The 23327-nt window shown below is 63.2% G+C and carries 24 protein-coding genes, 3 tRNA genes and 2 pseudogenes; 18 read left to right on the top strand and 11 right to left on the bottom strand.

Features of this window, described 5'->3' with window-relative positions; all coding sequences use genetic code 11:
- Nucleotides 1–53: 53 nt before the first annotated feature.
- Nucleotides 54–1013: an SPOR domain-containing protein gene (locus Q5701_RS13445; RefSeq protein ID WP_306751486.1), complete on the top strand. Its 960-nt coding sequence runs from the start codon at nt 54–56 to the stop codon at nt 1011–1013.
- Between the two features lie 72 nt (nt 1014–1085).
- Here the strand turns inward: Q5701_RS13445 and Q5701_RS13440 are convergent, their stop codons facing one another.
- Together Q5701_RS13440 and tyrS are read right to left on the bottom strand one after the other, a co-directional pair.
- Entirely contained in the window at nt 1086–1223 is a 138-nt protein-coding gene (locus Q5701_RS13440) for a hypothetical protein (protein WP_234855614.1), read from the bottom strand.
- Nucleotides 1224–1344: 121 nt separating this feature from the next.
- Nucleotides 1345–2589, bottom strand: a complete 1245-nt coding sequence (gene tyrS / locus Q5701_RS13435; RefSeq protein WP_306751485.1) for a tyrosine--tRNA ligase — start codon at nt 2587–2589, stop codon at nt 1345–1347.
- Between the two features lie 59 nt (nt 2590–2648).
- On the opposite strand from tyrS, the gene Q5701_RS13430 reads away from it, so the two are divergent.
- The 4 genes from Q5701_RS13430 to Q5701_RS13415 all read left to right on the top strand — a co-directional run bounded on the left by Q5701_RS13430 (nt 2649) and on the right by Q5701_RS13415 (nt 5372).
- Nucleotides 2649–3776: an anhydro-N-acetylmuramic acid kinase gene (locus tag Q5701_RS13430; protein ID WP_306751484.1), complete on the top strand. Its 1128-nt coding sequence runs from the start codon at nt 2649–2651 to the stop codon at nt 3774–3776.
- A 66-nt stretch (nt 3777–3842) separates the two neighbouring features.
- Nucleotides 3843–3919: transfer RNA gene (locus Q5701_RS13425), tRNA-Asp, on the top strand.
- Nucleotides 3920–3945: 26 nt separating this feature from the next.
- Nucleotides 3946–4022, top strand: a tRNA-Asp gene (locus tag Q5701_RS13420).
- An 84-nt stretch (nt 4023–4106) separates the two neighbouring features.
- Complete coding sequence (locus Q5701_RS13415; protein WP_306751483.1) at nt 4107–5372, top strand: glutamate-5-semialdehyde dehydrogenase; 1266 nt, start codon at nt 4107–4109, stop codon at nt 5370–5372.
- A gap of 27 nt (nt 5373–5399) precedes the next feature.
- On the opposite strand, the gene Q5701_RS13410 is transcribed toward Q5701_RS13415, so the two are convergent.
- Nucleotides 5400–6023: a histidine phosphotransferase family protein gene (locus Q5701_RS13410; protein ID WP_306751482.1), complete on the bottom strand. Its 624-nt coding sequence runs from the start codon at nt 6021–6023 to the stop codon at nt 5400–5402.
- Nucleotides 6024–6062: 39 nt separating this feature from the next.
- Here Q5701_RS13410 and Q5701_RS13405 point away from each other — a divergent pair, with 39 nt between their 5' ends.
- The 8 genes and pseudogenes from Q5701_RS13405 (at nt 6063) to grxD (ending at nt 13100) form a co-directional block, all read left to right on the top strand.
- On the top strand, nt 6063–6242 hold the full coding sequence (locus Q5701_RS13405; protein ID WP_234855619.1) for a DUF3553 domain-containing protein: 180 nt from the start codon (nt 6063–6065) through the stop codon (nt 6240–6242).
- 126 nt (nt 6243–6368) lie between these two features.
- Entirely contained in the window at nt 6369–7178 is an 810-nt protein-coding gene (olsB, locus tag Q5701_RS13400) for an L-ornithine N(alpha)-acyltransferase (protein ID WP_306751481.1), read from the top strand.
- Nucleotides 7175–8026: a lyso-ornithine lipid O-acyltransferase gene (gene olsA, locus Q5701_RS13395; RefSeq protein ID WP_306751480.1), complete on the top strand. Its 852-nt coding sequence runs from the start codon at nt 7175–7177 to the stop codon at nt 8024–8026. Before olsB ends, olsA begins: the two co-directional genes overlap by 4 nt.
- A 61-nt stretch (nt 8027–8087) precedes the next feature.
- Nucleotides 8088–10352: an adenosylcobalamin-dependent ribonucleoside-diphosphate reductase gene (locus Q5701_RS13390; RefSeq protein WP_306751479.1), complete on the top strand. Its 2265-nt coding sequence runs from the start codon at nt 8088–8090 to the stop codon at nt 10350–10352.
- Between the two features lie 434 nt (nt 10353–10786).
- Nucleotides 10787–11719, top strand: a pseudogene (locus Q5701_RS13385) (IS5 family transposase); the annotation flags it as partial.
- A 452-nt stretch (nt 11720–12171) separates the two neighbouring features.
- Nucleotides 12172–12339: a hypothetical protein gene (locus Q5701_RS13380; protein WP_234853034.1), complete on the top strand. Its 168-nt coding sequence runs from the start codon at nt 12172–12174 to the stop codon at nt 12337–12339.
- A gap of 111 nt (nt 12340–12450) precedes the next feature.
- Nucleotides 12451–12693 (top strand): BolA/IbaG family iron-sulfur metabolism protein, encoded by a 243-nt coding sequence (locus Q5701_RS13375; protein WP_234853033.1) that lies wholly within the window; start codon nt 12451–12453, stop codon nt 12691–12693.
- A gap of 44 nt (nt 12694–12737) precedes the next feature.
- Complete coding sequence (gene grxD / locus Q5701_RS13370; protein ID WP_234855783.1) at nt 12738–13100, top strand: Grx4 family monothiol glutaredoxin; 363 nt, start codon at nt 12738–12740, stop codon at nt 13098–13100.
- A 50-nt stretch (nt 13101–13150) separates the two neighbouring features.
- Here the strand turns inward: grxD and Q5701_RS13365 are convergent, their stop codons facing one another.
- From Q5701_RS13365 to Q5701_RS13355, 3 genes are all read right to left on the bottom strand, one after another.
- Nucleotides 13151–13810 (bottom strand): phage holin family protein, encoded by a 660-nt coding sequence (locus tag Q5701_RS13365; RefSeq protein WP_306751478.1) that lies wholly within the window; start codon nt 13808–13810, stop codon nt 13151–13153.
- A 9-nt stretch (nt 13811–13819) separates the two neighbouring features.
- Nucleotides 13820–14254, bottom strand: coding sequence for an ElaB/YgaM/YqjD family protein (locus tag Q5701_RS13360; protein ID WP_234853031.1), 435 nt, complete (start codon nt 14252–14254; stop codon nt 13820–13822).
- A gap of 106 nt (nt 14255–14360) precedes the next feature.
- A tRNA-His gene (locus tag Q5701_RS13355) sits at nt 14361–14437 on the bottom strand.
- 100 nt (nt 14438–14537) lie between these two features.
- On the opposite strand from Q5701_RS13355, the gene Q5701_RS13350 reads away from it, so the two are divergent.
- Complete coding sequence (locus tag Q5701_RS13350) at nt 14538–14756, top strand: DUF6324 family protein (protein WP_306751477.1); 219 nt, start codon at nt 14538–14540, stop codon at nt 14754–14756.
- On the opposite strand, the gene Q5701_RS13345 is transcribed toward Q5701_RS13350, so the two are convergent.
- The 5 genes from Q5701_RS13345 to Q5701_RS13325 form a co-directional block, all read right to left on the bottom strand.
- Nucleotides 14737–15201 (bottom strand): MmcB family DNA repair protein, encoded by a 465-nt coding sequence (locus Q5701_RS13345; protein ID WP_306751476.1) that lies wholly within the window; start codon nt 15199–15201, stop codon nt 14737–14739. The two genes, Q5701_RS13350 and Q5701_RS13345, sit on opposite strands and share 20 nt — an antisense overlap.
- A gap of 324 nt (nt 15202–15525) precedes the next feature.
- Nucleotides 15526–16503: a DUF481 domain-containing protein gene (locus Q5701_RS13340; protein ID WP_306751475.1), complete on the bottom strand. Its 978-nt coding sequence runs from the start codon at nt 16501–16503 to the stop codon at nt 15526–15528.
- Nucleotides 16504–16914: 411 nt separating this feature from the next.
- On the bottom strand, nt 16915–17226 hold the full coding sequence (locus tag Q5701_RS13335; RefSeq protein WP_306751474.1) for a hypothetical protein: 312 nt from the start codon (nt 17224–17226) through the stop codon (nt 16915–16917).
- Nucleotides 17227–17300: 74 nt separating this feature from the next.
- Nucleotides 17301–17789, bottom strand: coding sequence for a transcription antitermination factor NusB (gene nusB, locus Q5701_RS13330; RefSeq protein ID WP_234853026.1), 489 nt, complete (start codon nt 17787–17789; stop codon nt 17301–17303).
- Nucleotides 17790–17842: 53 nt separating this feature from the next.
- Nucleotides 17843–18460, bottom strand: a complete 618-nt coding sequence (locus tag Q5701_RS13325; protein WP_306751473.1) for a riboflavin synthase — start codon at nt 18458–18460, stop codon at nt 17843–17845.
- 191 nt (nt 18461–18651) lie between these two features.
- Here Q5701_RS13325 and Q5701_RS13320 point away from each other — a divergent pair, with 191 nt between their 5' ends.
- From Q5701_RS13320 to Q5701_RS13305, 4 genes and pseudogenes are all read left to right on the top strand, one after another.
- A complete protein-coding gene (locus Q5701_RS13320) occupies nt 18652–18894 on the top strand; it encodes a hypothetical protein (protein WP_306751472.1) in 243 nt (80 codons plus the stop codon).
- Nucleotides 18891–19955: pseudogene (locus Q5701_RS13315) on the top strand (capsular polysaccharide export protein, LipB/KpsS family). Before Q5701_RS13320 ends, Q5701_RS13315 begins: the two are co-directional and overlap by 4 nt.
- Before the next feature lie 139 nt (nt 19956–20094).
- Nucleotides 20095–21195, top strand: coding sequence for a polysaccharide biosynthesis/export family protein (locus Q5701_RS13310; protein ID WP_373568658.1), 1101 nt, complete (start codon nt 20095–20097; stop codon nt 21193–21195).
- A gap of 7 nt (nt 21196–21202) precedes the next feature.
- Entirely contained in the window at nt 21203–23194 is a 1992-nt protein-coding gene (locus Q5701_RS13305; protein ID WP_306751471.1) for a capsule polysaccharide biogenesis protein, read from the top strand.
- The last annotated feature ends 133 nt before the right edge of the window (nt 23195–23327 follow it).

Here is a 23327-nt window from a genome sequence, read left to right as displayed (position 1 = left end):
GCTTCAGGCTTTGTCCCTATGCAGGATCCGTGAAGTCGAATCGCGGGTGGCGAATGTGGGTCTTGCGTTGGATGGTACTGGTGATTTTGCTGCCGGGACGGATCTGGGCAATGCCCGAGCCGCCCCCGCCCGGGGACTTCCCGGGCGCGCAATATATCGACAGGTCCGGCTGCGTCTTTGTTCGCAAGGGCGAAGCCTGGGAACCCCGGACGGACAAGCAGGGCGCACCGATCTGCGGTTTTCCCCCCAGCCTGCCGGCCTTGGCCGACACGACGCCGGTTGACGCCCCGCCGTCGCCCGAGGAAGCCTTGGCCGAGGTTCTGGCCCAAGGGTTGAAATCCGGCGATCTGGTAACGGATGTCCCGGCGACGCCCATGGCCGATATCGTCCCCGATCCCGCGCAGGCGGTGCTGGATGCGACCTTGCAGGACCAGATCGACATAGAGGCCCGGCTGCGCAGCGCCATGGCAGGGCAAGCGCCCGATGGCCTTTGCGCGCGGCTTGGCTATCGTCCAGGGGTGGGTCCGACAGCGATCATCGGGGGTGATGTGACGCAGGGCCTTTGCCCAGGCATGACAGCGCCCGAGCCCATGCCGCAGATCACAGGAACGACCGCGACATCGACCCCCGCAGTGGAAACTGAAACACCCGACAATGTGGCAGCCGATACCACGGCCCGCCAGGCTGTACGCCCGCGTGAATCGGGGCCTGGGCCTGCCTCGGTCGTCGCTCGCAGGTCGGCAGTCTCCAAGGCTGAGAAATCAGCCATGGTCGAGATGATCCCGGCCAATGCCCGGTATGTGGAGATCGGCACCTATGCCGATGAGGCCAATGCGATGGCGGCATTGCGACGCTTGGCAGGCATGGGCTATCGCACGGCGCAACGCGATCAGAAGATGAAGGATAATCTTGGCAAGGCGATCCTTGCCGGGCCATTTGCGGACAGGCAGGCCTTGGTGGCGGCACTTGCACGGCTGCGAGCAAATGGCTGGCCCCGCGCCGTGGCTCGCTAGTGATGCCGAGGCACAGATATGCAAAGGGGGCGCGAACGCCCCCGGGAAATACTGCTGGTCAGGGTGTCGCGCTTAGGCTGCGCGGCGCGTTTCGATCACGCGCGGTGCTTCCTCGCGGGTGAAATAGGCGAACATCTGATCCAGCACGGCATCGGCCTGGGCCTGCAACTTGCGGGCGCTGATGCTGAGGGGTTGTGTGTCTTGTGCCATTGTCCTGTCTTTCGGGTCGAAGTGGTTCTCCCCCGATGAAAAATAGGGGCGGTATGCCATGGTGTCCATTGCTGCGACGCAGCGTAAACCACCCTTGCAATGCTGCCATGCAGCAGATGCATTAGCCGACCTGGACCATCCGGTGCTTCTTCTTGCCCACAGACACCTTCAGCCCGTCCCCGATCAGCGCCGCGTCCACCGCCATCTGAGGATCGGACACTGCCTGGTTGTTCAACCGCAACCCGCCCTCGGCGATCAGGCGCTTGGCCTCTTTTCCCGAAGCCGTGATGCCCGTCTGCACCAGCAGTTGCGCCACGGTCAGGCCGCCTGAAAGCACATCGGCAGGAACCATCGCGGTTTCCAGATCACCCCCCGCGCCGCCCTGTTCAAAGACCTCGCGCGCGGTTGCCTCGGCGCGTGCGGCGGCGTCCGCTCCGTGCAGCAGGGTCGTGACCTCGTTTGCCAGGCGGATCTTGGCCTCGTTGATCTCGGACCCTTGCAGGGCGCCCAGACGGTCGCATTCGCTGACCGGCAGCTCGGTGTACAGCTTCAGGAACCGCCCCACATCGGCATCCGTGGTGTTGCGCCAGAACTGCCAGAAGTCATAGGGCGACAGCATCGCCCCGTTCAGCCAGACGGCACCACCGGCGGACTTGCCCATCTTGCGCCCGTCGCTGGTTGTCAGCAGCGGAGAGGTCAGCCCCCAGACCACCGCATCGTCCACCCGCCGGGTCAGGTCTATGCCGTTGAGGATATTGCCCCATTGATCCGACCCGCCCATCTGTAACCGGCAGTCGTAGCGGCGGTGCAGTTCCAGGAAATCATAGGCCTGCAGGATCATGTAGTTGAATTCCAGGAAGGACAGCGACTGTTCGCGATCCAGCCGGGATTTGACCGATTCAAAGGACAGCATCCGGTTGACACTGAAATGCCGCCCGATGTCACGCAGGAATTCCAGATAGTTCAGCCCGTCCAGCCATTCCGCGTTGTTCAGCATGGTGGCCGCATTGTCGCCATAGGACAGATAGCGCGCAAAAACCTGCTGCATCCCGTCGATATTGGACTGGATCGCGGCATCGTCCAGCAAGGGCCGTTCCTCGGACCGGAAGGACGGGTCGCCCACCTTGGTCGTGCCCCCGCCCATCAGCGTAATCGGGCGGTTGCCGGTCTTCTGGAACCACCGCAGCATCATGATGTTCAGCAGGTGGCCGACGTGCAGCGACGCCGCCGTCGCGTCATAGCCGATATAGGCCGTGACCGGCCCCTCCAGCAGCGCCCCGTCCAGTGCCGCGTAATCCGTGCAATCGGCGACATAGCCGCGCTCGATCATCACGCGCAGGAAATCGGACTTGGGCTGAAAGGTCATGGGCTTCTTCCTTCTGGTCGGGGCGGATATACCGGCTGGGGCAGGGAAGGAAAAGCGCGATGATCCGGGTTCTGGGAATGATGTCGGGCACCTCGATGGACGGGGTGGATGCGGCGATGATCGAAACCGACGGCGTGCGGATCGGCGGTTTTGGCCGCAGCGGGTTCCGCGCTTACTCTCACAACGAATCCGCCGTGCTGCACGGGGCGCTTGGCCGCTGGCCGGGAGAGGCAGGGGTGGCAGGCGCCGCTGCAATCTCGGTTGAAAGCCACATGGCCCTGGCCGCCGATTTTCCCGAAGCCGGGTTGATCGGCTATCACGGCCAGACCCTGGCCCATGATCCGCACGGCCGGGGGACGCATCAGGCGGGCGACGGCGCGCTGCTGGCGCGGCAGGCGGATCGCCCGGTCGTCTGGGATTTTCGGACCGAAGATGTGCGCCAGGGTGGCGAAGGCGCACCTTTGGCGCCGTTCTTCCATTGGGCCTGCGCGGCCTGGGCTGCGGGGCAGGGGCTGCTGCCCGCGCAGCCGGTGGCTTTCCTGAACCTGGGCGGGGTGGGCAACATCACCTGGGTCGATCCCACGGCGCCAGCGCCTGAAGCGGCGGGGGCCTGCCTCGCCTTCGACACCGGACCCGCCAATGCGCCGATCAACGACCTGACACGGCGCAGGCTGCGCCGCAGTCACGATGCGAATGGTGCGCTTGCCGCCGCGGGCCGGGCGGATGACGGCATCGTCGCGGATTTCCTGCGCCATACCTGGTTCGACCGCCCACCGCCCAAGTCGCTAGACCGCGACCAGTTCGCGGGCCTTGCTGCTGCCGTGGAACCGCTGTCCGATGCCGATGCCGCCGCCACCTTGGTTGCCGCCTTGACAGGCGCGGTCGCGGCCGGGTTCCGTTGGCTGCCCTCCGTTCCTGCCGCCGTGCTGGTTTGCGGCGGTGGGCGGCATAACCCCGTGATCATGGAACACCTGGCGATGGCGCTGCCCTGCGATGTCCAGAAGGTCGAGGCTGCGGGCCTGGACGGTGATATGCTGGAAGCGCAGGCCTTTGGCTGGCTGGCTGCGCGTGTCCTGCAAGGATTGCCGACCTCGGGGCCTTCCACGACCGGTGTTCCCGCACCCTGTTGCGGCGGGCGGATCAGTTATCCGCGCCGCACGCGCCGATTTTTTCCGACGCGCCCTTGACGGGGGCGATGTGTCTGCGTAAACCGCCCCTCACCCCGAAGGGCGATCTGTCGGGGTGGTGAGTGTGCGGTTGTAGCTCAGTTGGTTAGAGTACCGGCCTGTCACGCCGGGGGTCGCGGGTTCGAGCCCCGTCAACCGCGCCACACACAACTTTCGCCCGGATATATGCGCGGTTGTAGCTCAGTTGGTTAGAGTACCGGCCTGTCACGCCGGGGGTCGCGGGTTCGAGCCCCGTCAACCGCGCCATATCCCCCTTTTTGATCTAACCTTTCCTGTGCTTGTCCGCTAAGACGTAACCCCGCTGGCGGAGGATTGCGAATGGACACTGGCATGACCGACCAAGACAACGCGACGGCGTTGATCGACCGGATGGGCGAGGCCGCGCGCGCGGCGGCGGTGGCTTTGGCGCAGGCCACAGCCGGGCAGAAGCACACGGCCCTGATCCGCGCCGCCGATGCGCTGCGGGATCGTCAGGCCGACATTCTGGCCGCGAACGAAAAGGATATGCAGTTCGGCCGCGACAAGGGCCTGGCCGAATCCATGCTGGACCGGCTGCGCCTGGACCCCGACCGCCTGCGCGGCATCGAGAACGGGCTGCGCGCCGTAGCCGAACAGCCCGATCCGGTGGGCAAGGTCGTGGCGGAATGGGACCGTCCGAACGGACTGCATATCCAGCGGGTCCGCACCCCCATCGGCGTGATCGGCGTCATCTATGAAAGCCGTCCGAACGTGACCGCAGATGCGGGCGCCCTGGCGTTGAAATCTGGCAACGCGGTGATCCTGCGGGGCGGGTCGGAGAGCCTGCATTCCGCCCGTGCGATCCACGCCTGCATGGTCGAAGGGCTGCGCCAGGCGGGCCTGCCCGAAGCCGCGATCCAGCTTGTGCCGACCCGCGACCGTGACGCCGTAACCGCCATGCTGCAAGCGCAAGGACTGATCGACGTGATCATTCCGCGCGGCGGCAAGGGCTTGGTCGGGCTGGTTCAGCGCGAGGCGCGGGTGCCGGTCTTTGCGCATCTGGAAGGCATCTGCCACATCTATGTCGATGCCGCCGCCGACCCAGACAAGGCGCTTCGCGTGGTGTTGAACGCCAAGACCCGTCGCACCGGCATCTGCGGCGCGGCGGAATGCCTGCTGATCGACCAAGCCTATCATGCCAAGCACGGTCCCGCGTTGATCCAGGCCCTGCTGGAGGCGGGGGTCGAGGTCCGCGCGGATGAAGCCTTGGCGGGGATACCGGGCACGGTCCCGGCGCAGCCCGACGACTTCGGGCGTGAATTCCTGGACATGATCATTGCCGCAAGGCTGGTCGATGGCGTGGACGAGGCCATTGCCCATATCCGCCGGTATGGCAGCCAGCATACCGAATCGATCCTGACCGAAGATGACGCGACAGCGCAGCGGTTCCTGACCGGACTGGACAGTGCGATCCTGATGCACAACGCCTCGACCCAGTTCGCCGATGGCGGGGAATTCGGAATGGGCGCGGAAATCGGCATCGCCACGGGCAAGATGCACGCGCGTGGTCCGGTGGGGGCGGAACAGCTGACCAGCTTCAAATACCTGGTCCGGGGCGACGGGGCGATTCGCGCCTGATTCCCTGGGCCTGGACCGTGGCCGGGATCAGAATGCGATCTCGGCCCCCTTTTCGTCCATATCCCAGGCAGGCTGGCGGTTCGCATCGGCAAGGGCTTGGGCCAGAAGGGCAAAGTGAACCTCGGACGGGGCGGGCGCCCGGGGATCGTCGCCGCCCAGCCAAGCCCACAGGGCAGGATCCTGCTTGACCCGGTCAGCCTGTCCCACCAGACGCCACCGGCCCCCGTCATGGACCACCGTGACGGCACCTCCCCAAGGCAGGGCGCTTTCCAGACACATCATTGCCAGCATGATCATGCGCAGTTCCACGCGGGCGAAATCGCCCTCGGCCTCCAGCTGGACACGCAGGCGGCCCTGGCCGGAAAAGCCGTCCAGAAGCTGCGCCAGACTTGCCCGAGACACCCGTTGATCGCCTTGGGCCTGACCAAACGCCACGCGGAACAACTGGATGCGCGCGCGTGCCGCCGCCACCGATTCCGCGATCAGCATGAGTTCGGGACTGGCGCCGATGCCCGGAAATTCCGGCGACATTTCCAGCAGTTCCACCCCGTTGCCGATGGCCCCCAAAGGTGAGACCAGGTCATGGCACAGCCGCGAGCCAAGCAGTTGCGCCAGATCGGCCTGCGCGATGCGCGTTGTATCGGGGGTCATGCGGCGTTACCTTTCACGAAGTCACGAAGGGGGTTTGCCGTGAACGAAATCCTGGAACCCGGCATGATCGTCAGACATCCCGGCGCGCCCGAATGGGGGGAAGGCCAGGTGCAATCACGCATCGGCGACCGGATCACGGTCAATTTCGCCGAAGCCGGAAAGCAGGTGATAGACGGCAGGCGGGTTTCACTGGATATCGTCTGGTCGCACGGCGGCTAAGCGGTTCATGCGGAACGATTGCAACCTTTGATTGTCCTGCGCAAGCCGTCTTGCGGCTGTCCATGACGTTTGTGCCAGCCTGCTGCATCGTTGCAATACCCGGCCCCGCGCCATAGAAGGACCGCGATGCCCATGTCCGCCGCTGCCGCCCGCACCAAATCCGACCCATCCTTTTTCGACATCCGCCTGGCTGTGTCGGAACAGGATTTGCTGGCTGCGCAGCGCCTGCGCTATCGCGTCTTCGTCGAGGAACTGGGCGGCGACGGTCCCCTGGTCGATCACGACCGACGGCTGGAATGCGACGACTTCGATCCCGTCGTGGACCACCTGTGCCTGATCGACAACCGCCGGTCTGCGGACGACCTGGACCATGTGGTGGGCGTGTATCGCCTGCTGCGCGGCGACCGGGCCCAAGACTTCGGGCGTTTTTACTGCGATGCGGAATACGATTTGACGCCGCTGCGCCAGTCCGGGCGGCCGCTGCTGGAACTGGGCCGGTCCTGCGTCGATCCGTCCTGCCGGGGCGGGTCGGGGATGTTCCTGTTGTGGAATGCGCTTGCCGATTATGTGCTGGACCATGGGATCCAGATCCTGTTCGGCGTGGCCAGCTTTCATGGCACGGATCCCGCGACGCTGGCGCCTTCGCTCAGTTGGCTGCACCATCATCATCTTGCGCCCTCGGATCTGCGCCCCCGCGCGCAGCCCGAGGGGTTTCACAGCATGGACCTGATCCCCGCCGACCGGTTGGACCGGCGCGCCGCGCTGATCGGGATGCCCGCGCTGATCAAGGCCTATCTGCGGCTGGGCGGAATGGTGGGCGAGGGGGCGTTCATCGATCGCGCCTTCAACACCACCGACGTGTTCCTGCTGATGGACACCGCCGCGATGTCGGACAAGCACCGGCAGTTCTATGAAAGCCGCTGGCAGCCGCAATGATCCCGCCGTCTTCCGTTGATCCAGGGCGAGGCGATGCGACCTGGCGCGACGCAGTGCCGCCGCCTGTGGCCCGGCCCCAAGGCCTGCGTGATTGGATTCGGGTTCTGCGCCGGGGTGCAGGTGCGGTTCTGGCGCTGCTGGCAGGCGTGCTGTTGATCCTGCCCTTGCGCGGGATCGAGCGTCTGTTCCACGGTCAACGGCGCCCCTGGACAGGACCGTTGGTGCAGATCGTCTGCCGCCTGGCTCTCGCCTGCATCGGCATCCGCTGGCAGCGGCTGGGGGTGCCCATGCGCGGCCCCGGCGCGGTCGTGGCCAACCATTCAAGCTGGCTGGACATCTTGGTCCTGAACGCCGCCATGCCGGTGTTTTTCGTCAGCAAGTCCGAGGTCGCGGGCTGGCCCGGCATCAATATCCTGACGCGGGTGACGAATACCCATTTCGTTGTCCGCGATCCCCGGCTGGCCCAGGCTCAGGCCGGTGAATTCGCGGCGCGCATCAGCGCAGGCCACCGGTTGCTGTTCTTTCCCGAAGGCACATCGACCGACGGGCGGCGCCTGCTGCCCTTCAAGCCGACGCTGTTTCAGGGGTTCCTGGACCCCGCGCTGCCACGGGGACTGGCGATCCAGCCGGCCAGCACGGTTTACCAGGCGCCCGAACGGGCCGATCCGCGTTTCTATGGCTGGTGGGGCGACATGGACCTGGGGCCGCATCTGCTGGCCGTGCTTGCGGCGCGGCGTCAGGGAACCGCGACGGTTATCCTGCATGATCCCATTCCGGTCGCCGGGCAGACGCGCAAGACGCTGGCCTTTGCTTGCGAAGAAGCCGTGCGCCATGGTCTTGTCGCTTGATCGCGCAACCAATTGGACCATATTTGGTAGGATAACCTTTCGCAGCCCCTAGGGATCCGTCATGACCCGCTTTGCCGCGCCCATTGCCGAACAAATCTGGGACATGAAATACCGGCTGAAGGATGTCGAGGGCCGCGCCCTTGATGCCACGGTCGAGGATAGCTGGCGCCGCGTCGCACGCGATCTGGCGCAGGTCGAGGCGAATCCCGCGGAATGGGAAGATCGCTTCTATGCCGCATTGCAGGATTTCAGGTTTCTGCCCGCAGGCCGGATTCTGGCAGGGGCAGGCACCGGGCGGTCGGTCACGTTGTTCAACTGTTTCGTCATGGGCACCATCGCCGACAGCATGGCGGGCATCTTCGATGCGCTGAAGGAGGCTGCGCTGACCATGCAGCAGGGCGGCGGCATCGGCTATGATTTCAGCACGCTGCGCCCCAAGGGGGCCGAGGTTCGGGGAGTGGCGGCCGATGCATCCGGCCCGCTGTCCTTCATGGATGTGTGGGATTCGATGTGCCGCACGATCATGTCGGCGGGGTCGCGCCGGGGTGCGATGATGGCGACCATGCGCTGCGATCATCCCGATATCGGCGATTTCATCGGGGCCAAGCGGGACAGCGCGCGGTTGCGTATGTTCAACCTGTCAGTGCTGGTGACGGATGCCTTCATGCAGGCGGTCAAGGCGGACGGGTCTTGGGATCTGGTTTTCGGGGGGCGGGTCTATCAGACCGTTCCCGCGCGCGATCTGTGGAACCGGATCATGCGCGCAACCTATGATTATGCCGAACCGGGCGTGATCTTCATCGACCGCATCAACCAGCAGAACAACCTGCATTATGCGGAAACCATCGCTGCCACCAATCCCTGCGGGGAACAGCCGCTGCCCCCCTATGGCGCCTGCCTTCTGGGATCGGTGAACCTGGCACGGCTGGTCGGCGATCCCTTTACCCCGCAGGCGCGGCTGGACATGGTGGCGCTTGACGATCTGGTCCGCGTGGCCGTGCGGATGATGGACAACGTGGTGGATGCCTCGCGCTTTCCCCTGCCGCAGCAAGCGGCCGAGGCGCAGGCCAAGCGCCGCATCGGTCTGGGCGTCACTGGCCTTGCCGATGCGCTGCTGATGCTGGGCCTGCGCTATGGCGCCCCGGATGCGGTGGACCAGACGCGCATCTGGATGAAAGCGATTGCGCGGTCGGCCTATCTGGCCAGCGCGGATCTGGCGCGGGAAAAGGGGGCGTTTCCGCTGTTCGTTCGCGACGAGTTCCTCGCCTCGGGCTTCATGCGGCGGATGGACGGGGATGTGCGCGAGGCGGTTGCGACCCATGGTATTCGCAACGCCCTGCTGACCTCCATCGCGCCCACGGGGACGATCAGCCTTTATGCGGGCAACGTGTCCAGCGGGATCGAGCCGGTCTTTGCCTATGCCTATACCCGCAAGGTTCTTCAAAAGGACGGATCGCGGATCGAGGAGGAGGTCGTCGATTACGCCGTCCAGATGTGGCGCGACCTGCATGGCGATGCCCCCTTGCCGGGCCATTTCGCGAATGCCCAGACCTTGACGCCCCGGGATCACGTCGCCATGCAGGCGGCAGCCCAGGATTGGGTGGACAGTTCCATTTCCAAGACGATCAACTGCCCCCCCGACATTTCCTTCGAAGATTTCAAGGACGTCTATCTGTCCGCCTGGGATCTGGGCTGCAAGGGCTGCACGACCTATCGCCCGAACGACGTGACGGGCAGCGTCCTGTCGGTCAGCGAACAGGCCGAGGCGGTCCCCCAGGCCGATACCGGGGCCGATGTCGTCTATCTGACCGAGCCGCTGGACCGGCCGGCCGCCCTGGAAGGCGCGACCTACAAGCTGAAATGGCCCGCCAGCGAACACGCGATCTATATCACCATCAACGATATCATCCAGGCAGGCCATCGCCGCCCCTTCGAGATCTTCATCAACTCCAAGAACATGGAGCATTTTGCCTGGACCGTCGCCTTAACCCGCATGATCAGCGCGGTCTTCCGGCGCGGCGGCGATGTCAGCTTTGTGGTCGAGGAATTGAAGGCCGTCTTCGACCCCCGCGGCGGGGCCTGGATGGGCGGCCGCTATGTCCCCTCGATCCTGGCCGCCATCGGCGGGGTTATCGAGCGCCACATGATCGCCATCGGCTTTCTGGCAGGCGAGGGAATGGGCCTGAAGTCCGACCCGCATATCGAAGCAGTGGCCGTGGGAGAACGCCCCCTTGGCCCGGCCTGCCCGAGCTGCGGCCAATATGGAATGCGCATGAACGAAGGTTGCATGACCTGTCCCAATTGCGGGCATTCGAAATGCGGGTAGAGGGGATAGGGTAGGCTTGTTGTCGCGCCAGCCAAAACTTTTCCGTCAGCCGGTCATAATTTGTCCTTTTGCAAGCCAAAACTTTTCCTCGGAACGGAAAAAGAAAAAGTTATGGCTGGCGCTACCACTTAATATTCCCGCCTGGCACAATATCCTGCTTGAAGCGGGGTTTTGGCTCGGGCCCGACTACCTATAGTAGACGGGTGCGGTGATGGCTCCAAGTCCAACAGAATATACAGGCACGCCGCAGCACAGTGCTGGGCAAAGATGTGCAACGAAGGTTGGCCCATACCGGCCAACCATTCTCTGTCATGTGCTGCAAAGCAGCCCGCGAAACGAAGCTTAAGATTCGGAGCGACAAGATTGTGGTGGGGCTTTGTTGCGTAAATGCCAATAGGATTCGTCTGCTAAACCCAGCGTGGTAGCTGACCTCCATGAGCAGCCCCCTTCCGCCGCGCTACAAGACTGGCAACTGGCCGCCTTACAACGAAGCTCTGAAGCAGCGTGGTTTGCCGTTTGATCTGGTTTGATCCAAAGATGATCTGGGTGGCGCCGTCGACCGGCAAGCGCGGCCGTCTGCGCCAATTCAGCGATACCGCGATCCAGACCTGCCTGACGATAAAGGTTCTGTTCGGCATGGCGCTCCGGCAGACCACAGGCTTCGTCGAGAGCCTTCTGCGCCTGGTCGGCCTGGACTGGGGGGTTCCCGACTTGAGCACTCTGAGCAGGCGTCAGAAGACCTTGGCGGTGATTGTCCCCTCTCGTGGCTCGGAGGGGTCTCCTGCACCTTCTGATCGACAGCCCCGGCATCAAGGCCGAAGGTGAAGGCAAGTGGAACGCCCGCAGGCATGGCGGCACGAAACGCCGATCATGGCGCAACATCCACCTTGGTGTCGACGAACAGGCGCTGGAAATCAGCGCCATCGAGGTCACCGGAAGGCAGTGCCGGGGATGCGCCAATGCTGGCCGAACTGTTGGGCCAGATCCCCGCCAATGTGGAGATCGGATCGGTCACCGCAGACGGCGCCTATGATACGCGCAAGTCCCACGACGCCGTCGCGAACCGCGGCGCGCACGCGGTCATCCCGCGGCGCAGGAACGCCAAGCCATGGAACCCTTCGACCACAGGAGCCATCGCCCGCAACGAGGCGCTGCGAGCTTCGAAATATCTCGGCCGCGCCATCTGGCGAAAATGGACCGGCTATCACCGCCGAAGCCGCGCCGAGGCAAAGAGGAATTGCGTGAAGCTGCTGGAACAAAGCCTCATGGCGCGCGACTTCGCCCGCCAGATCGCTGAACTCCAGGTCCGCGCCGCCGTCCTGAACGGCTACACCGCGCGCGGCATACCTGTCACAAGACCCGCAGGACAAGTCCGTCTGGGAAAGGCGACCTTCAGGCTTCACGCCTTTTGCGCGACAAAGCCTCGTGTTGGCGTAGTCAGTTGTGCGGGACGTAACTACCCTTCGACTCATCTGTCATAGATAGATTTGGCTTGATCTGCCCCCTCTATCATCGTGAAGTTGGAGTATTGCTGGTGGGAATTTGCAATGGCGAAGTCCCCGATAGATACCAAAGGTCCCATAGTGACAGAGGTGGTTCAGGAAATCTGAACGGCTGGGATAGGTGGATTTTCCGCGTCTGAGCCGGGCCAGAAATTGATCTGGTGGATCAATTTCCCGGCGATTGGGCAGCATGATGCTGCGAGCGAGGTTGCGCTTCGGCGTGAGTCCACAGATTTCCTCCCCCGTCGCGGAACTTTTATTCCTTCCAGACCTTTCTCGAACAGCAGCGCAATTGGGCGCGCAGAAAGGATAGTCTGATGCGACTAATGACAGCGACCCTCTGCGGCAGCATCGTTTTCATGCTGGCGGCCTGCGGAAATACGGCGACGGAACGCGCGGCGACCGGCGGGCTGGGCGGTGCGGTGATTGCCGGGCCTGCAGGCGCGGTGGTTGGTGGAACTGTAGGGGCGGCAACCGCCAACTGATCTTGCTATCACTGCCTCAACGGCCGCGCTTGTCGCGGCCGTTTCCCGTTGGCCTTGCGGGTGCTTTAGCCTTCCCTTACATCATATAGGCAAAGGCAGAAGGACAATTCCATGGCCATGGAAGCGCATGACATCGAGGCCCTCATCCGTGCGGCCTTTCCGCAAGCACAGATCACGATCACTGACCTTGCGGGCGACGGCAACCATTACGCCGCCGAGGTCATCGACGAAAGCTTTCGGGGCCAGAACCGCGTTCAACAGCAGCGTGCCGTTTATGCGGCATTGCAAGACAAGATGGCGGGAAAATCGGGCGCCCTTCATGCCTTGGCATTGACCACCAAAGCGCCTGACTGAGGCCCCTGCCCCTTGGCCAGACCATCAGACACAGGATGAAAGACATGACGGAAGTAACTGACAAGATACAAGGATTGGTGGACAACGCGGATGTCGTATTGTTCATGAAAGGCACCAAGGAAATGCCGCAATGCGGATTTTCCAGCCGGGTTGCCGGCGTACTGAACTATATGGGCGTCGATTATCGGGACGTGAACGTTCTGGCTGACGATGACGTTCGCCAAGGCATCAAGGATTTTTCAGATTGGCCGACCATTCCTCAACTTTACGTCAAGGGCGAATTCGTGGGCGGCTGCGACATCGTGACAGAGATGACCCTGTCGGGCGAGTTGGACCAGTTGTTCGACCAGAAGGGCGTGTCCTATGACAAGGCCGCTGCCGAGAAAATCCGCGAGGCGAATGCCTGATCAGTCAGGATATTTAACATGAAATGGGCCGCCATGGGCGGCCCGCTTCTTTACAGGATATCGTCCTGATATTCGTAATCATCCTCGTCTTCGCGCTCTCGCAACTTGGCCGCCAATGTGACCCCGATTGCGAAGGCCCCCAACAGCTTTGCCATGCTACCAGCATTGCTGCTGTTGGCGCGTGACAGGGTATCCGTTGCGCCTTCGACCTTGGACCTTACGGAATCCATGTTCGTTTGGGTAAGGCCCACGGCTTGTGCGGCATTGCGGGCCACCCCGAAGACACGGCGTTCCGTATCGTCGGCCAGCTTAGTCACCTTGTAGCTGGCCTCGTCCATCAAAGACGAAACCTTGTTCCCTGCCATGTCGACGACCCGTTCGGCTTCGGCCCTTGCCTTCTCGATAGCCGCGTCCCTTGCCAGGCTGACCCGGGCCTCGACTTCCTTCTTCAGATCATCTGTCGTGGGCATCTCATGGTGGGTGGCCTTGGACATTCCGAACAGGATCAGCCCCGCCAGAATGAACAGCCCAGCCACGACCAGCGACGCCAAGGCCGGACCCCAGCCCAGGTTATGTGCCAAGAAGGACCACAAGGCGGCGACAAGAAAGCCTGCGGCGACGGCCAGGACGATCCCAGCCGCTGCCTTCATGGCCGACCGACGCGCCGTGTCCTTGAGTGCGAGTTGAAGACGCTGCGCATAGTCGAACATGGGGAAACCTCAGCGACGGGCCAGGATCAGGCCGACCAAGAAGCCGATACCGGCGGCGATGCCCAAGGCCTGCGCCGGGTTGCGGCGGACCATTTCAGACACCTCGTCATACCGTTCCTCGGCATAGTGGGCGACTTCGGATGCCTTCTGCTGGCTGGTCTGATACAACCGTTCAGCCTCGGCCTTGGCGCGGCCGGCATATTCGCCGCCCATGTCGCGCATCCGGTCGGCATATTCCTGCGCGGTTTCCGTGGCTTTCTGTGCCAGATTGGCCCCGCGGTCCTTGAGATTCTCGGCACCCGCGTTGTTCGACAGGTTGCTGGCGGTATCGCGAATGTCGTCGCCGATCTTCTTGGCGCCTTCATTCAGGTCCTTCTTCGCCTGCTGCCCAGCAGCGGTGGCGTCTTTCTTCATGTCGTTTGCAGTAGGGTTGTGTTCAGCCATGGGAATATCCTCCGGTGTGATTGTCACCATCAAGGCTTAAACACACGGACCAAGACCATTGTTCCGCAGACCGGAAGAATAATTGAAAGGCAAAGGCTTGGGGGGATGGTACCGCCTGCCCGGTTCGAACGGGCGACCTCTAGATCCACAATCTAGCGCTCTAACCAACTGAGCTAAGGCGGCATGGATGCGTTCTGTAAACCCCAGCACGCGTGGTTGCAAGCCTGTCTTGCCCGGAAATTTCATGCAGGCTACAGAAAGCCATCAAGGAAGGATCAGGACCATGGGCATCAACAGCCAAAGCGACATTGCGGCCAATCTGCAGATCGGGCCCACGGATCAGGGCATGGTGCGGATTTACCTGCAAGGCGAAGGGATCGACCTGCCTCTGGATTTCGACCCCGAGGAAGCGGCAGAAATAGCCGAGGAACTGCTTGCTGCGGCCGAAGCGGCACGCGACATGGGGAAAACCAGCGGAAAGCCTAAAAAGCCCCGGCGGTGAATGCATCCGGGTCGGTCAGCCCTTGCAGGCGCAGGGCTGATGCGCGGGCGAAATCACGCATGACCTTGCTGCGCCGCGCGCCGGCCAGCCGCGTTTCGGGCGCCATGCGCTGGATTTCGGCGCCATAGGCATCGGCGCAGATCAGGCCGGTGTCGGCGGGAAGCAATTCTGATGGAAAGTCGCAATCGACTGCCCAGAAATAGCGGTCGCACCATTCGAGGTAACCCTGCCACTTGCGGTCGCCCATGAAATCGGCCCGGCAGCTTTTGCATTCGACGATCCAGAACTCTCCCTTTGGCCCCATGCTGATCACATCGACCCGCAACCCCCGGATGGGTGTGAACTCCGTCAGCACGGCATGATCCATGCTGCGCAGCAGCCGCCCCACGCCGCGTGCAAGACGCTGGCCGGGCATCGCAGGAAGAACGGGTTCAAGGTCGGTCATGGCGCGATCTATAGAACGAAGCGGCAACATTCCACAACCCGCTTGAACAGCCCCCTCCACGCCCTTATCTTTCATCACGGCGGGTTTCTGCTCCTCTTGCGTGCGGCCATTTTTCCACTGGCCTATAATCTTTCCGAGGGGGCTGGCTCTGGCGTGACCCTGGTCTCGTTACCCGGCGCCCACCTGGTAATCCAGGCTTTCGGGAAATCTCGCGCTGCCGCGGTTGCTGCGGTTCCCGCCACCTTTCAAACTGCCCTGCAGCGGCGGTTTTCCATGCGAAAAGGGCGGCCTTGCGACCGCCCTTCTTTATGCCTGCGAAGCAGATCAGAAGCCGTAAACGACCGACACACCCAAGGTATTGTCCGTGCGGATGTCACGGTTTTCCTGGTATTCGGTGGTATAGCTGACGCGGGTCGCCAGTTGGTCCGACATTTGGAAGTTCACGCCGAACTGGTTGGTGATCACATCATCCGAGTCTTCCGACGACAGATAATCTGTATCGTTGGTGATGAAGACCATGTCGTTGAAACGGTGATACAGGCGTGACGACACGATGTAGCCAAGACCGCTGTCCGAAGAGTCATCAACTGCCACGGTGTCATAAACGGCATCGCCGGTCACTGGGTCTGTACCAACTTCAACCAGATCGAAGCCTGACTTCTGCGCGCCGGTCTGGGTGTAGCGATAGCCGATACCGGCCTGAACGCGCCATGCAGTCTGCTCGGTATTGATCACGCGATAGCCCGGACCCACACCGATGAAGCCGTCACGTGCAAAATCGCTCAGATCGTCGGCAACGTCGCCATCGTCGTCGATACCCAACTGGTCACCATTGGCGAGTCCGTCAATGCTGAAGCGGCCCAGAACAAAGGCATAGAAGCGGTCGTTGAAGTAATAGGCGCCGTCATAGATGACCGACGTTTCCTCTTTGTCCTTGTCCCCGTCTTCGTCTTCGCCAAATTCAAGCAACATGCCGACCGACTGCTGCCAGGGTCCAGCGTTGTTCGACACACGGCCAGCCAACGAGAAATCTTGGCTTTCGTCATTGCCGGTGCTGCCCGCATAGGTGAGGGCCAACGAGCCGAACAGGCCTTCGCGGCGATCCGGATTGCCGAAACGCGCGTCGTCATTGTCGCGGTCGAAATCGTCCTGAACGGCGTCCTCGACATCAATGATCCGGTCATTGACATCCGAAACACCGGTAGCATCGGCGCCGGCGGCGATTTCCGTCTGGGCAAAAGCCGGAGCGGACAGAGCGGCAATCAGAGCGGCGGTGCCGGTCAGCAACGTAATTTTTTTCATCTCATCCTCGCGAGCTGAGTTTCGTTGTTCTGGACGACTGTCAGACGCCAGAGCATCTCTGCGAAAGATGAAGTAATCCTGCCCTGTCTTGGTTCATAGACCCCTAAAGAACGTCCACGACTCCCAAAAACGTGAGGGTAAATGCCGCCGAGCTACTTGGGCCAAAACTTGCCGAAATACGTCAGTGATACCAAACGAAGGAACCAAACTGAATAGATGGGAAGTATATGCCAAGGCTAATAAAATCTTCTTTCGAAGCACGAAACAAAGGCTTCATCGATATTATTCGATTTGAAACAAAGACGTGAATGCCCAATTTTTAGACAGCAAGGCGGCGTGTTCCAGCCGGGCAAGATGTTGCAGAATGGACACGATGCACAAAGCAATTGCGTCGTGCTTGCCTGATTTCTCTTATTTTCGCCGTGTCGTTGCCACTGGGACATGGACTCTGGCCATCGGACGAGGACGCCCGACAGATAATCGGCGGCCCGATGAAGGCGGGGATTCTGCCTGCCCCATCACGGCAATCGCGAACTGAACCCCTGCAAAGACAATTGTGTTGAAAACGATCAGCATGATGACTGCCAGCCAGCCTACGCTGCTGTTCAGGATCAGGTGACGCAAATGGGCAACGTCCAGGGCCATCAAAGCGGCAACAAAGCAACAGGCCAGTGCGGCGCCGATCCAGACGCTTCGGATATAGACGCGAATCATCATCGGCATGATGCACCTCGGACGCATGAAAGCCCGAATATAGGGCATTTATGCAAGGAGTGCAGCAGAAAGAGCGTGCTGCGTCAGAACGCCTCGGGACGCAACTCTCGGGCAACGTGGTCCAGGACGGCATTGACGAACTTCGGTTCGCGGCCCTCGGGAAAGAACGCCTCGGCCAAGCGGACATATTCGGTGATGACGACCTTGGGTGGGGTCTGCGGCGTCACCAGTTCGGCCCCCGCCGCGCGGAACAAGGCGCGCAGCACCGGGTCGATCCGGTCGATGGGCCACTTGGCCACCAGACCGCGATCGGTCGCCTGGTCGATCCGCGACTGCCAATTCACCGCCCCGTCGACGACACGGGTAAACAGCCCTTCGTCGGCGGGCAGATACCGGCCATCCTCATCCTCGGCCCCCAGGCGGTGGGTTTCGAATTCCCGCATCACCCGTTCGGCAGACTGGCCCGCAGCCTCCATCTGGTAAAGGGCCTGAACGGCGTAAAAGCGCGCACCGCTGCTTTTCGCCCGGCGGTCGGCACGCTTGTCGTTCTGCTTGTCGTCGTTCGGGTTCATGGATCAGGCCTTGTCAAAGAGACCGGCTGCAATGTCGTGAAAGCCGCCCCGCGTCAAGCCCCGGCAGGCAGGGGGGCGCTCATCGCCTCGGCAAGGCGGGCAACGTATCGGGCCAGGGTGTCGATCTCCAGGTTGACCTCGTCGCCCATGGCAACCCCGCCCCAGGTCGTCACCTGGCGGGTATGCGGGATCAGGTTCACGCCAAAGCGGCTGCCTGCAACTTCGTTCACCGTCAAGGAGGTGCCGTTCAGCGCGACCGATCCCTTGGGGGCGATATATCGGGCCAAGGCGGACGAAGCCTCGAATGTCAGGCGCAGGCTGCTGCCTTCGTCGTGCAGATCAACCACACGGGCCACGCCATCGACATGGCCGCTGACGATGTGGCCCCCCAGTTCGTCGCCCACGCGCAGGGCGCGTTCCAGGTTCAGGCGGCGCCCGGCCTGCCAGCCCCCGGCACCGATATTGGTCTTGGACAGCGTCTCGGCCGAGATATCGACGGTGAACCAGCCCGGGCCTTTGTCCACCACAGTCAGGCACACCCCGTCGCAGGCAATCGAGGCGCCCAGATCCACGGTCGCCATGTCATAGCCACAGTCGATCCGCGCACGCATGTCGCCCCGCATTTCAACCGCGGCTACGGTGCCGATATCCGTGATGATGCCTGTGAACACGCGAAAACCTCTTTTCTTCGGCAAAGACCTAGGCGATAGCATGGTACAGCGCAAGGATCGCACGGCCCGTTGCCGTCTGTATTCCCCATTGTACCAGGTGCCAACAGAAACGCCCCGCCGTTAACAGGAATGGTATGGTGCTGCAAAACCGACAATCCCTTTCGTCGCACACGGCCGTTGCGTCCGATCCCATGCCGCGCGTTTTTCTGTTATTGCAGGGTCCGCACGGCCCGTTCTTTGACCGGCTGGGCCAGATGTTGCGGGCTGCGGGTGCGCAAGTCTGGCGATGCGCGTTCAATGCGGGGGACGAGTTCTTCTGGTCGGATCCGGCGCATCTGCTGCGCCATACCGGCAGCAGCGCAGACTGGCCCGCGTTCCTGGCGCGGATCACTGGCCCGCGTTCCTGGCGCGGATCCTGGCCGAAAAAGGGGTGACGGACATCGTCCTTTACGGCGATGTGCGCCCGATCCACGCGGCCGCGCGCCATGCGGCCCAAGCCATGGACCTGCGCCTGCACGTGTTCGAGGAAGGCTATCTGCGCCCCTATTGGATCAGCTATGAACGCGGCGGGTCGAACGGACATTCGGCGCTTCTGGACATATCCCCGACCGAGATGCGCGCAACCCTGCGCGACACCGCATCCGAGGTTCGCCGCCCGCCTGCTCATTGGGGCGATATGCGCCAGCACAAGGCCTATGGCGCGTTCTATCATTTCCTAGTTCTGGTGGCGAACCGCCGCTATCGCCAGTTCGCCAGCCACCGCGCCTTGCCGATCTTTGCCGAGTTCCGGCTGAACCTGCGCCGCCTGATGCTGACCCCGGGTCATGCGGCGGCGCGGGCGATTCAATAGCGGCGTTTCAGATTGACGGGTGATCCTTACCTGCTTGTGCCGATGCAACTGGAACATGATTCCAATATGCTGGGGCATTCGCCGTTTTCCCGGAACCGCGACTTCGTGGAGGAGATGGTGGCAGAGTTTGCGCGGTCCGCGCCGGCGCATCATCACCTGCTGTTCAAGGCGCACCCGCTGGAGGACGGCCGTGCCAGGAACCGCCGCGCCATCCGCGATGCGGCGTCCCGGCATGGCGTGGCACACCGGGTGCATTATTTCCGGGGCGGCAAGCTAGCCGACATGATGGCCCATGCCCGCGCGGTAATCACCGTCAATTCGACGGCCGCCCAGCAGGCGTTGTGGCGCGGGCTGCCGGTCAAGGCCCTGGGCCGCGCCGTCTATTGCAAGCCTGGGTTGGTGTCGGACCAGACGCTGGCCGATTTCATGGCCCATCCACAGCGGCCCGATACTGCGGCCTATCGCATCTTTCGTGACTATCTGCTGCAAACCAGCCAGGTTCCGGGAGGATTTTATTCCCGCCGTTCGCGCGCCCATGCCCTGCGGCTGGTCGCAGACCTGATCCTTGCACCCGAGGATCCCTATCAAGCCCTAGCTAGGGGGCGTGTCCACCGCCGCCAGCAAATCGGCGAAGTTCTGGACTAGGGTTCAGGAAGGTGTGGCATCCGTGCGGCGCAGGGTCTAGATTGCGCGCACAACCGGGCGGCAAGTCCGGGACAAGGAACAGGAGTTTCGAAAGGTGACAGTGAAGCTTTCTCCTGCCCGTCCGGCAGCAGGTCTGGCCATGCGCCTGACCCTGATCGTGGCCATGGCTCTGCTAGCAGCGTGCAGCCTGCCCCGGTCCGGTCCCAGCAAGTCCGAGATCTATTCGGGCGCCGTCGAGAAGGGCGGGAACACCCATGTGATCTATGTGAACGATCACGTTGCGCGCACCACGAACTTCACCCCATCCTATGGCTTTTCCAACAGCTTCTTGGGCGCGGGACAGGTTGGCGCGGATGAAATCCGGGCGGGCGACGTGCTGGGACTGGCGATCTGGGAAAACGTCGATGACGGGTTGCTAACCTCGCTGGGGGCCAGTTCGACGGCCTTGCAGGAAATCCAGGTGGACAGCGGCGGCTATATCTTCGTGCCCTATGCGGGCCGGGTGCAGGCGGCGGGCAACACGCCCGACCAGTTGCGCCAGGTCATCACCGAGCGGTTGGCGACGCAAACGCCCGACCCCCAGGTGACTGTAACCCGCGTGGCAGGCGACGGCGCCACGGTATCGGTCATGGGCAAGGTCACGGCCCAGGGCGTTTATCCGATCGAGCGGCCCACACGGTCGCTGTCGGCCATGCTGGCCCGTGCAGGCGGCGTCTCCATCGAGCCCGAGATCGCCGTGATCACGGTCAAGCGCGGCAACAACAACGGCAAGGTCTGGCTGACCGATCTTTATTCCAATTCCAGCAACGACATCGCGCTGCGCCCCGGCGACGTGATCCTGGTTGAGGAAGATCAGCGCAGCTTTACCGCACTTGGCGCGCTTGGCGGCCAGACCCGCGTGCCCCTGGGCAACGAAATGATCAACGCGGTCGAGGCGGTGGCGATGGTCGGCGGTCTCAATTCCAACCTCGCCGACCCGACCGGCGTCTTCATCCTGCGCGACGAGCCCGAGCAGGTGGCCTCTCGGGTTCTGGGCAAGACGGTGCAAGGATCGCAGCGCATCGCCTATGTCCTGGACCTGACACGGCCCAACGGGCTGTTCCTGGCCCGCGACTTCCTGATCCGGGACGAAGACACGGTCTATGTGACCGAGGCGCCCTATGTTCAGTGGCAAAAGCGGCTGGCAGCCTTGATCGGGCCGATCAACTCTGCGAACTCGATCCAGAACCTGTCCAACTGACCTGCGGATGACGGATGACCTGAAAGCCGCCGGCAAACATGACCGGCGGCTTTTCGCATTCAACGGCGGGTTCTGGCAGGCGCCGCGCCTGCGCCGCATCCTGACGCTGGCGGGTTGGGATTTGCGACTGGGCCTGCCTGGCCCGTACGATAGCGTGGCGATCTGGGGCAGCAGTCCGACCGCCTGGCGCGGCCGCGCCATTGCGCGGCGCACCAAGGCGGGTCTGGTGACGGTCGAGGATGCGTTCCTGCGATCCATCTTGCCCGGCCGGGCAAGGGGCCACATTGCGCGGCGCGGGCCAATCGGCTTGCAGATCGACCCGTTCGGGGTGCATTTCGACGCCACCCGCCCCTCGCTGATCGAACGGCTGATCACCCAGGGCGCAACCAAAGGGCTGGAACAGCGCGCCTGTGACGGTATCGGTCGGCTGCGTGCGGCAGATTTGTCCAAATACAACAGCCACCGCCCGGATCTGCCCGTCCCTGATCCGGGCTATGTCCTGGTGATCGACCAGACGCGCGGTGACGCATCCCTGATGGGCGCGGGGCGCGACCGGTTTCTGGCGATGCTGGACACGGCCCGGCGCGAGCACCCGGACCGTCCCATCCTGCTGCGAAGCCACCCTGAAACGATCCGAGGCCTGCGGCCCGGCCACCTGACCCGCGACGACCTGCGGCCGGGGGACATCTTGTGCGACCGGGAAATATCCCCTTGGAAGCTGCTGGAGAACGCCCATTCCGTCTATGCCGTCAGTTCGCAACTGGGATACGAGGCGATGCTGGCCGGGCACCGCCCCCGCCTGTTCGGCCAGCCATTCTATGCCGGATGGGGCCTGTCACAGGACGAATATCCCCTGCCCCCGGAACGGCGCGGCCCTGCAACAGTTCAGGCGCTGTTCGCCGCCAGCCATCTGTTGGCGCCGGTCTGGTATGATCCCTGCCGCGACCGTCTGACCGATTTCGAAGGCGCCCTGGCCCAGATCGAGGCGGAAGCAAAGGCGTTCCGGCAGGACCGAGACGGGCACTTGGCCTATGGGATGCGGCTATGGAAACGCCCCGTCATATCGCTCGCCTTCGGCGACGGCGCGGGGGTCCGGTTTACTGCCAAGCCGTCGCCCGATGTGACGCTGGCCTGGGCGGGCAAGGCAGGGCGGGTGCCGGGCGCGATCCGGGTGGAAGACGGGTTCCTGCGGTCGCGTGGTCTGGGGGCTGCGTTGATGCCGCCCTTGTCGCTGGTGGCCGACAATCTGGGCATCTATTACGACCCGACGCGTGAAAGCCGCCTGGAACGCCTGATCGCAGAGGGTCCGGCCCCGGGTGGCGCCGCACGGGCCGAGCGGCTGATTGCGGCCATTCGCGCGGCGGGATTGTCCAAGTACAACCTGACCGGCAGCTATCGGCCCACCGCGACTCATCGCCGCCGCATCCTTGTTCCAGGCCAGGTCGAGGACGATGCCTCGATCCGGTTGGGCGCCGGGGCGGAACGCACGAACGAGGATCTGTTGCGCCGTGTGCGCCGGGAAAACCCGGATGCGCATCTGATCTTCAAGCCCCACCCCGACGTCGAATCCGGCCTGCGTCCCGGCGCGGTGGACGCCACGCCCCATGCCGACGAGGTGGCAGTCGCCGCCGATCCCATCTTCTTGCTGTCCCATGTGGACGAGGTCTGGACGATCACCTCGACGTTGGGATTCGAGGCGCTGTTGCGCGGCATCCCCGTGACGACCCTTGGCGCGCCCTTCTATGCGGGCTGGGGCCTGACCCGGGATCTGGGTCCGGTCCCACGGCGACGCACCGCCCGGCCCGGCATAACGGATCTGGCCCATGCCTGCCTGATCGCCTATCGCCGCTATCGCGATCCGGTGACAGGCCTGCCCTGCCCTGCCGAGGTCGCGGTGGATCGCCTGCGTGACGGCATCAGCCCGCGTCAGCCGGCGCTGCGCGTGCTTGCCAAGGTACAGGGGCGGCTTGCCGGGCACAGTTGGATCTGGCGGCGCTGAGAATTGCAAAAAGGGAAAACGTCGCGCGGCATCTGCGGCTATCCCGAACGCCACTTGCGCTGTGCGGCGTGTTGCAGACCGGGATTTTCTGCAGTCGTGCCGGCGAAGAATGCGGTTCTCTGGTACGCGCCCG

The organism is Paracoccus actinidiae (genome assembly GCF_030863885.1).
Classification (GTDB): domain Bacteria; phylum Pseudomonadota; class Alphaproteobacteria; order Rhodobacterales; family Rhodobacteraceae; genus Paracoccus; species Paracoccus everestensis.
This window is presented reverse-complemented; position numbering and strand designations above follow the sequence as displayed.

Excerpts from the sequence above, each read along its gene's own strand:
- Q5701_RS13445 (WP_306751486.1), top strand. The coding sequence starts at position 54 with ATGTGGGTCTTGCGTTGGATGGTACTGGTGATTTTGCTGCCGGGACGG.
- Q5701_RS13440 (WP_234855614.1), bottom strand. The coding sequence starts at position 1,223 with ATGGCACAAGACACACAACCCCTCAGCATCAGCGCCCGCAAGTTGCAG.
- tyrS (WP_306751485.1), bottom strand. The coding sequence starts at position 2,589 with ATGACCTTTCAGCCCAAGTCCGATTTCCTGCGCGTGATGATCGAGCGC.
- Q5701_RS13430 (WP_306751484.1), top strand. The coding sequence starts at position 2,649 with ATGATCCGGGTTCTGGGAATGATGTCGGGCACCTCGATGGACGGGGTG.
- Q5701_RS13415 (WP_306751483.1), top strand. The coding sequence starts at position 4,107 with ATGACCGACCAAGACAACGCGACGGCGTTGATCGACCGGATGGGCGAG.
- Q5701_RS13410 (WP_306751482.1), bottom strand. The coding sequence starts at position 6,023 with ATGACCCCCGATACAACGCGCATCGCGCAGGCCGATCTGGCGCAACTG.
- olsB (WP_306751481.1), top strand. The coding sequence starts at position 6,369 with ATGCCCATGTCCGCCGCTGCCGCCCGCACCAAATCCGACCCATCCTTT.
- olsA (WP_306751480.1), top strand. The coding sequence starts at position 7,175 with ATGATCCCGCCGTCTTCCGTTGATCCAGGGCGAGGCGATGCGACCTGG.
- Q5701_RS13390 (WP_306751479.1), top strand. The coding sequence starts at position 8,088 with ATGACCCGCTTTGCCGCGCCCATTGCCGAACAAATCTGGGACATGAAA.
- Q5701_RS13380 (WP_234853034.1), top strand. The coding sequence starts at position 12,172 with ATGCGACTAATGACAGCGACCCTCTGCGGCAGCATCGTTTTCATGCTG.
- Q5701_RS13375 (WP_234853033.1), top strand. The coding sequence starts at position 12,451 with ATGGCCATGGAAGCGCATGACATCGAGGCCCTCATCCGTGCGGCCTTT.
- grxD (WP_234855783.1), top strand. The coding sequence starts at position 12,738 with ATGACGGAAGTAACTGACAAGATACAAGGATTGGTGGACAACGCGGAT.
- Q5701_RS13365 (WP_306751478.1), bottom strand. The coding sequence starts at position 13,810 with ATGTTCGACTATGCGCAGCGTCTTCAACTCGCACTCAAGGACACGGCG.
- Q5701_RS13360 (WP_234853031.1), bottom strand. The coding sequence starts at position 14,254 with ATGGCTGAACACAACCCTACTGCAAACGACATGAAGAAAGACGCCACC.
- Q5701_RS13350 (WP_306751477.1), top strand. The coding sequence starts at position 14,538 with ATGGGCATCAACAGCCAAAGCGACATTGCGGCCAATCTGCAGATCGGG.
- Q5701_RS13345 (WP_306751476.1), bottom strand. The coding sequence starts at position 15,201 with ATGACCGACCTTGAACCCGTTCTTCCTGCGATGCCCGGCCAGCGTCTT.
- Q5701_RS13340 (WP_306751475.1), bottom strand. The coding sequence starts at position 16,503 with ATGAAAAAAATTACGTTGCTGACCGGCACCGCCGCTCTGATTGCCGCT.
- Q5701_RS13335 (WP_306751474.1), bottom strand. The coding sequence starts at position 17,226 with ATGCCGATGATGATTCGCGTCTATATCCGAAGCGTCTGGATCGGCGCC.
- nusB (WP_234853026.1), bottom strand. The coding sequence starts at position 17,789 with ATGAACCCGAACGACGACAAGCAGAACGACAAGCGTGCCGACCGCCGG.
- Q5701_RS13320 (WP_306751472.1), top strand. The coding sequence starts at position 18,652 with ATGCCGCGCGTTTTTCTGTTATTGCAGGGTCCGCACGGCCCGTTCTTT.
- Q5701_RS13310 (WP_373568658.1), top strand. The coding sequence starts at position 20,095 with ATGCGCCTGACCCTGATCGTGGCCATGGCTCTGCTAGCAGCGTGCAGC.
- Q5701_RS13305 (WP_306751471.1), top strand. The coding sequence starts at position 21,203 with ATGACGGATGACCTGAAAGCCGCCGGCAAACATGACCGGCGGCTTTTC.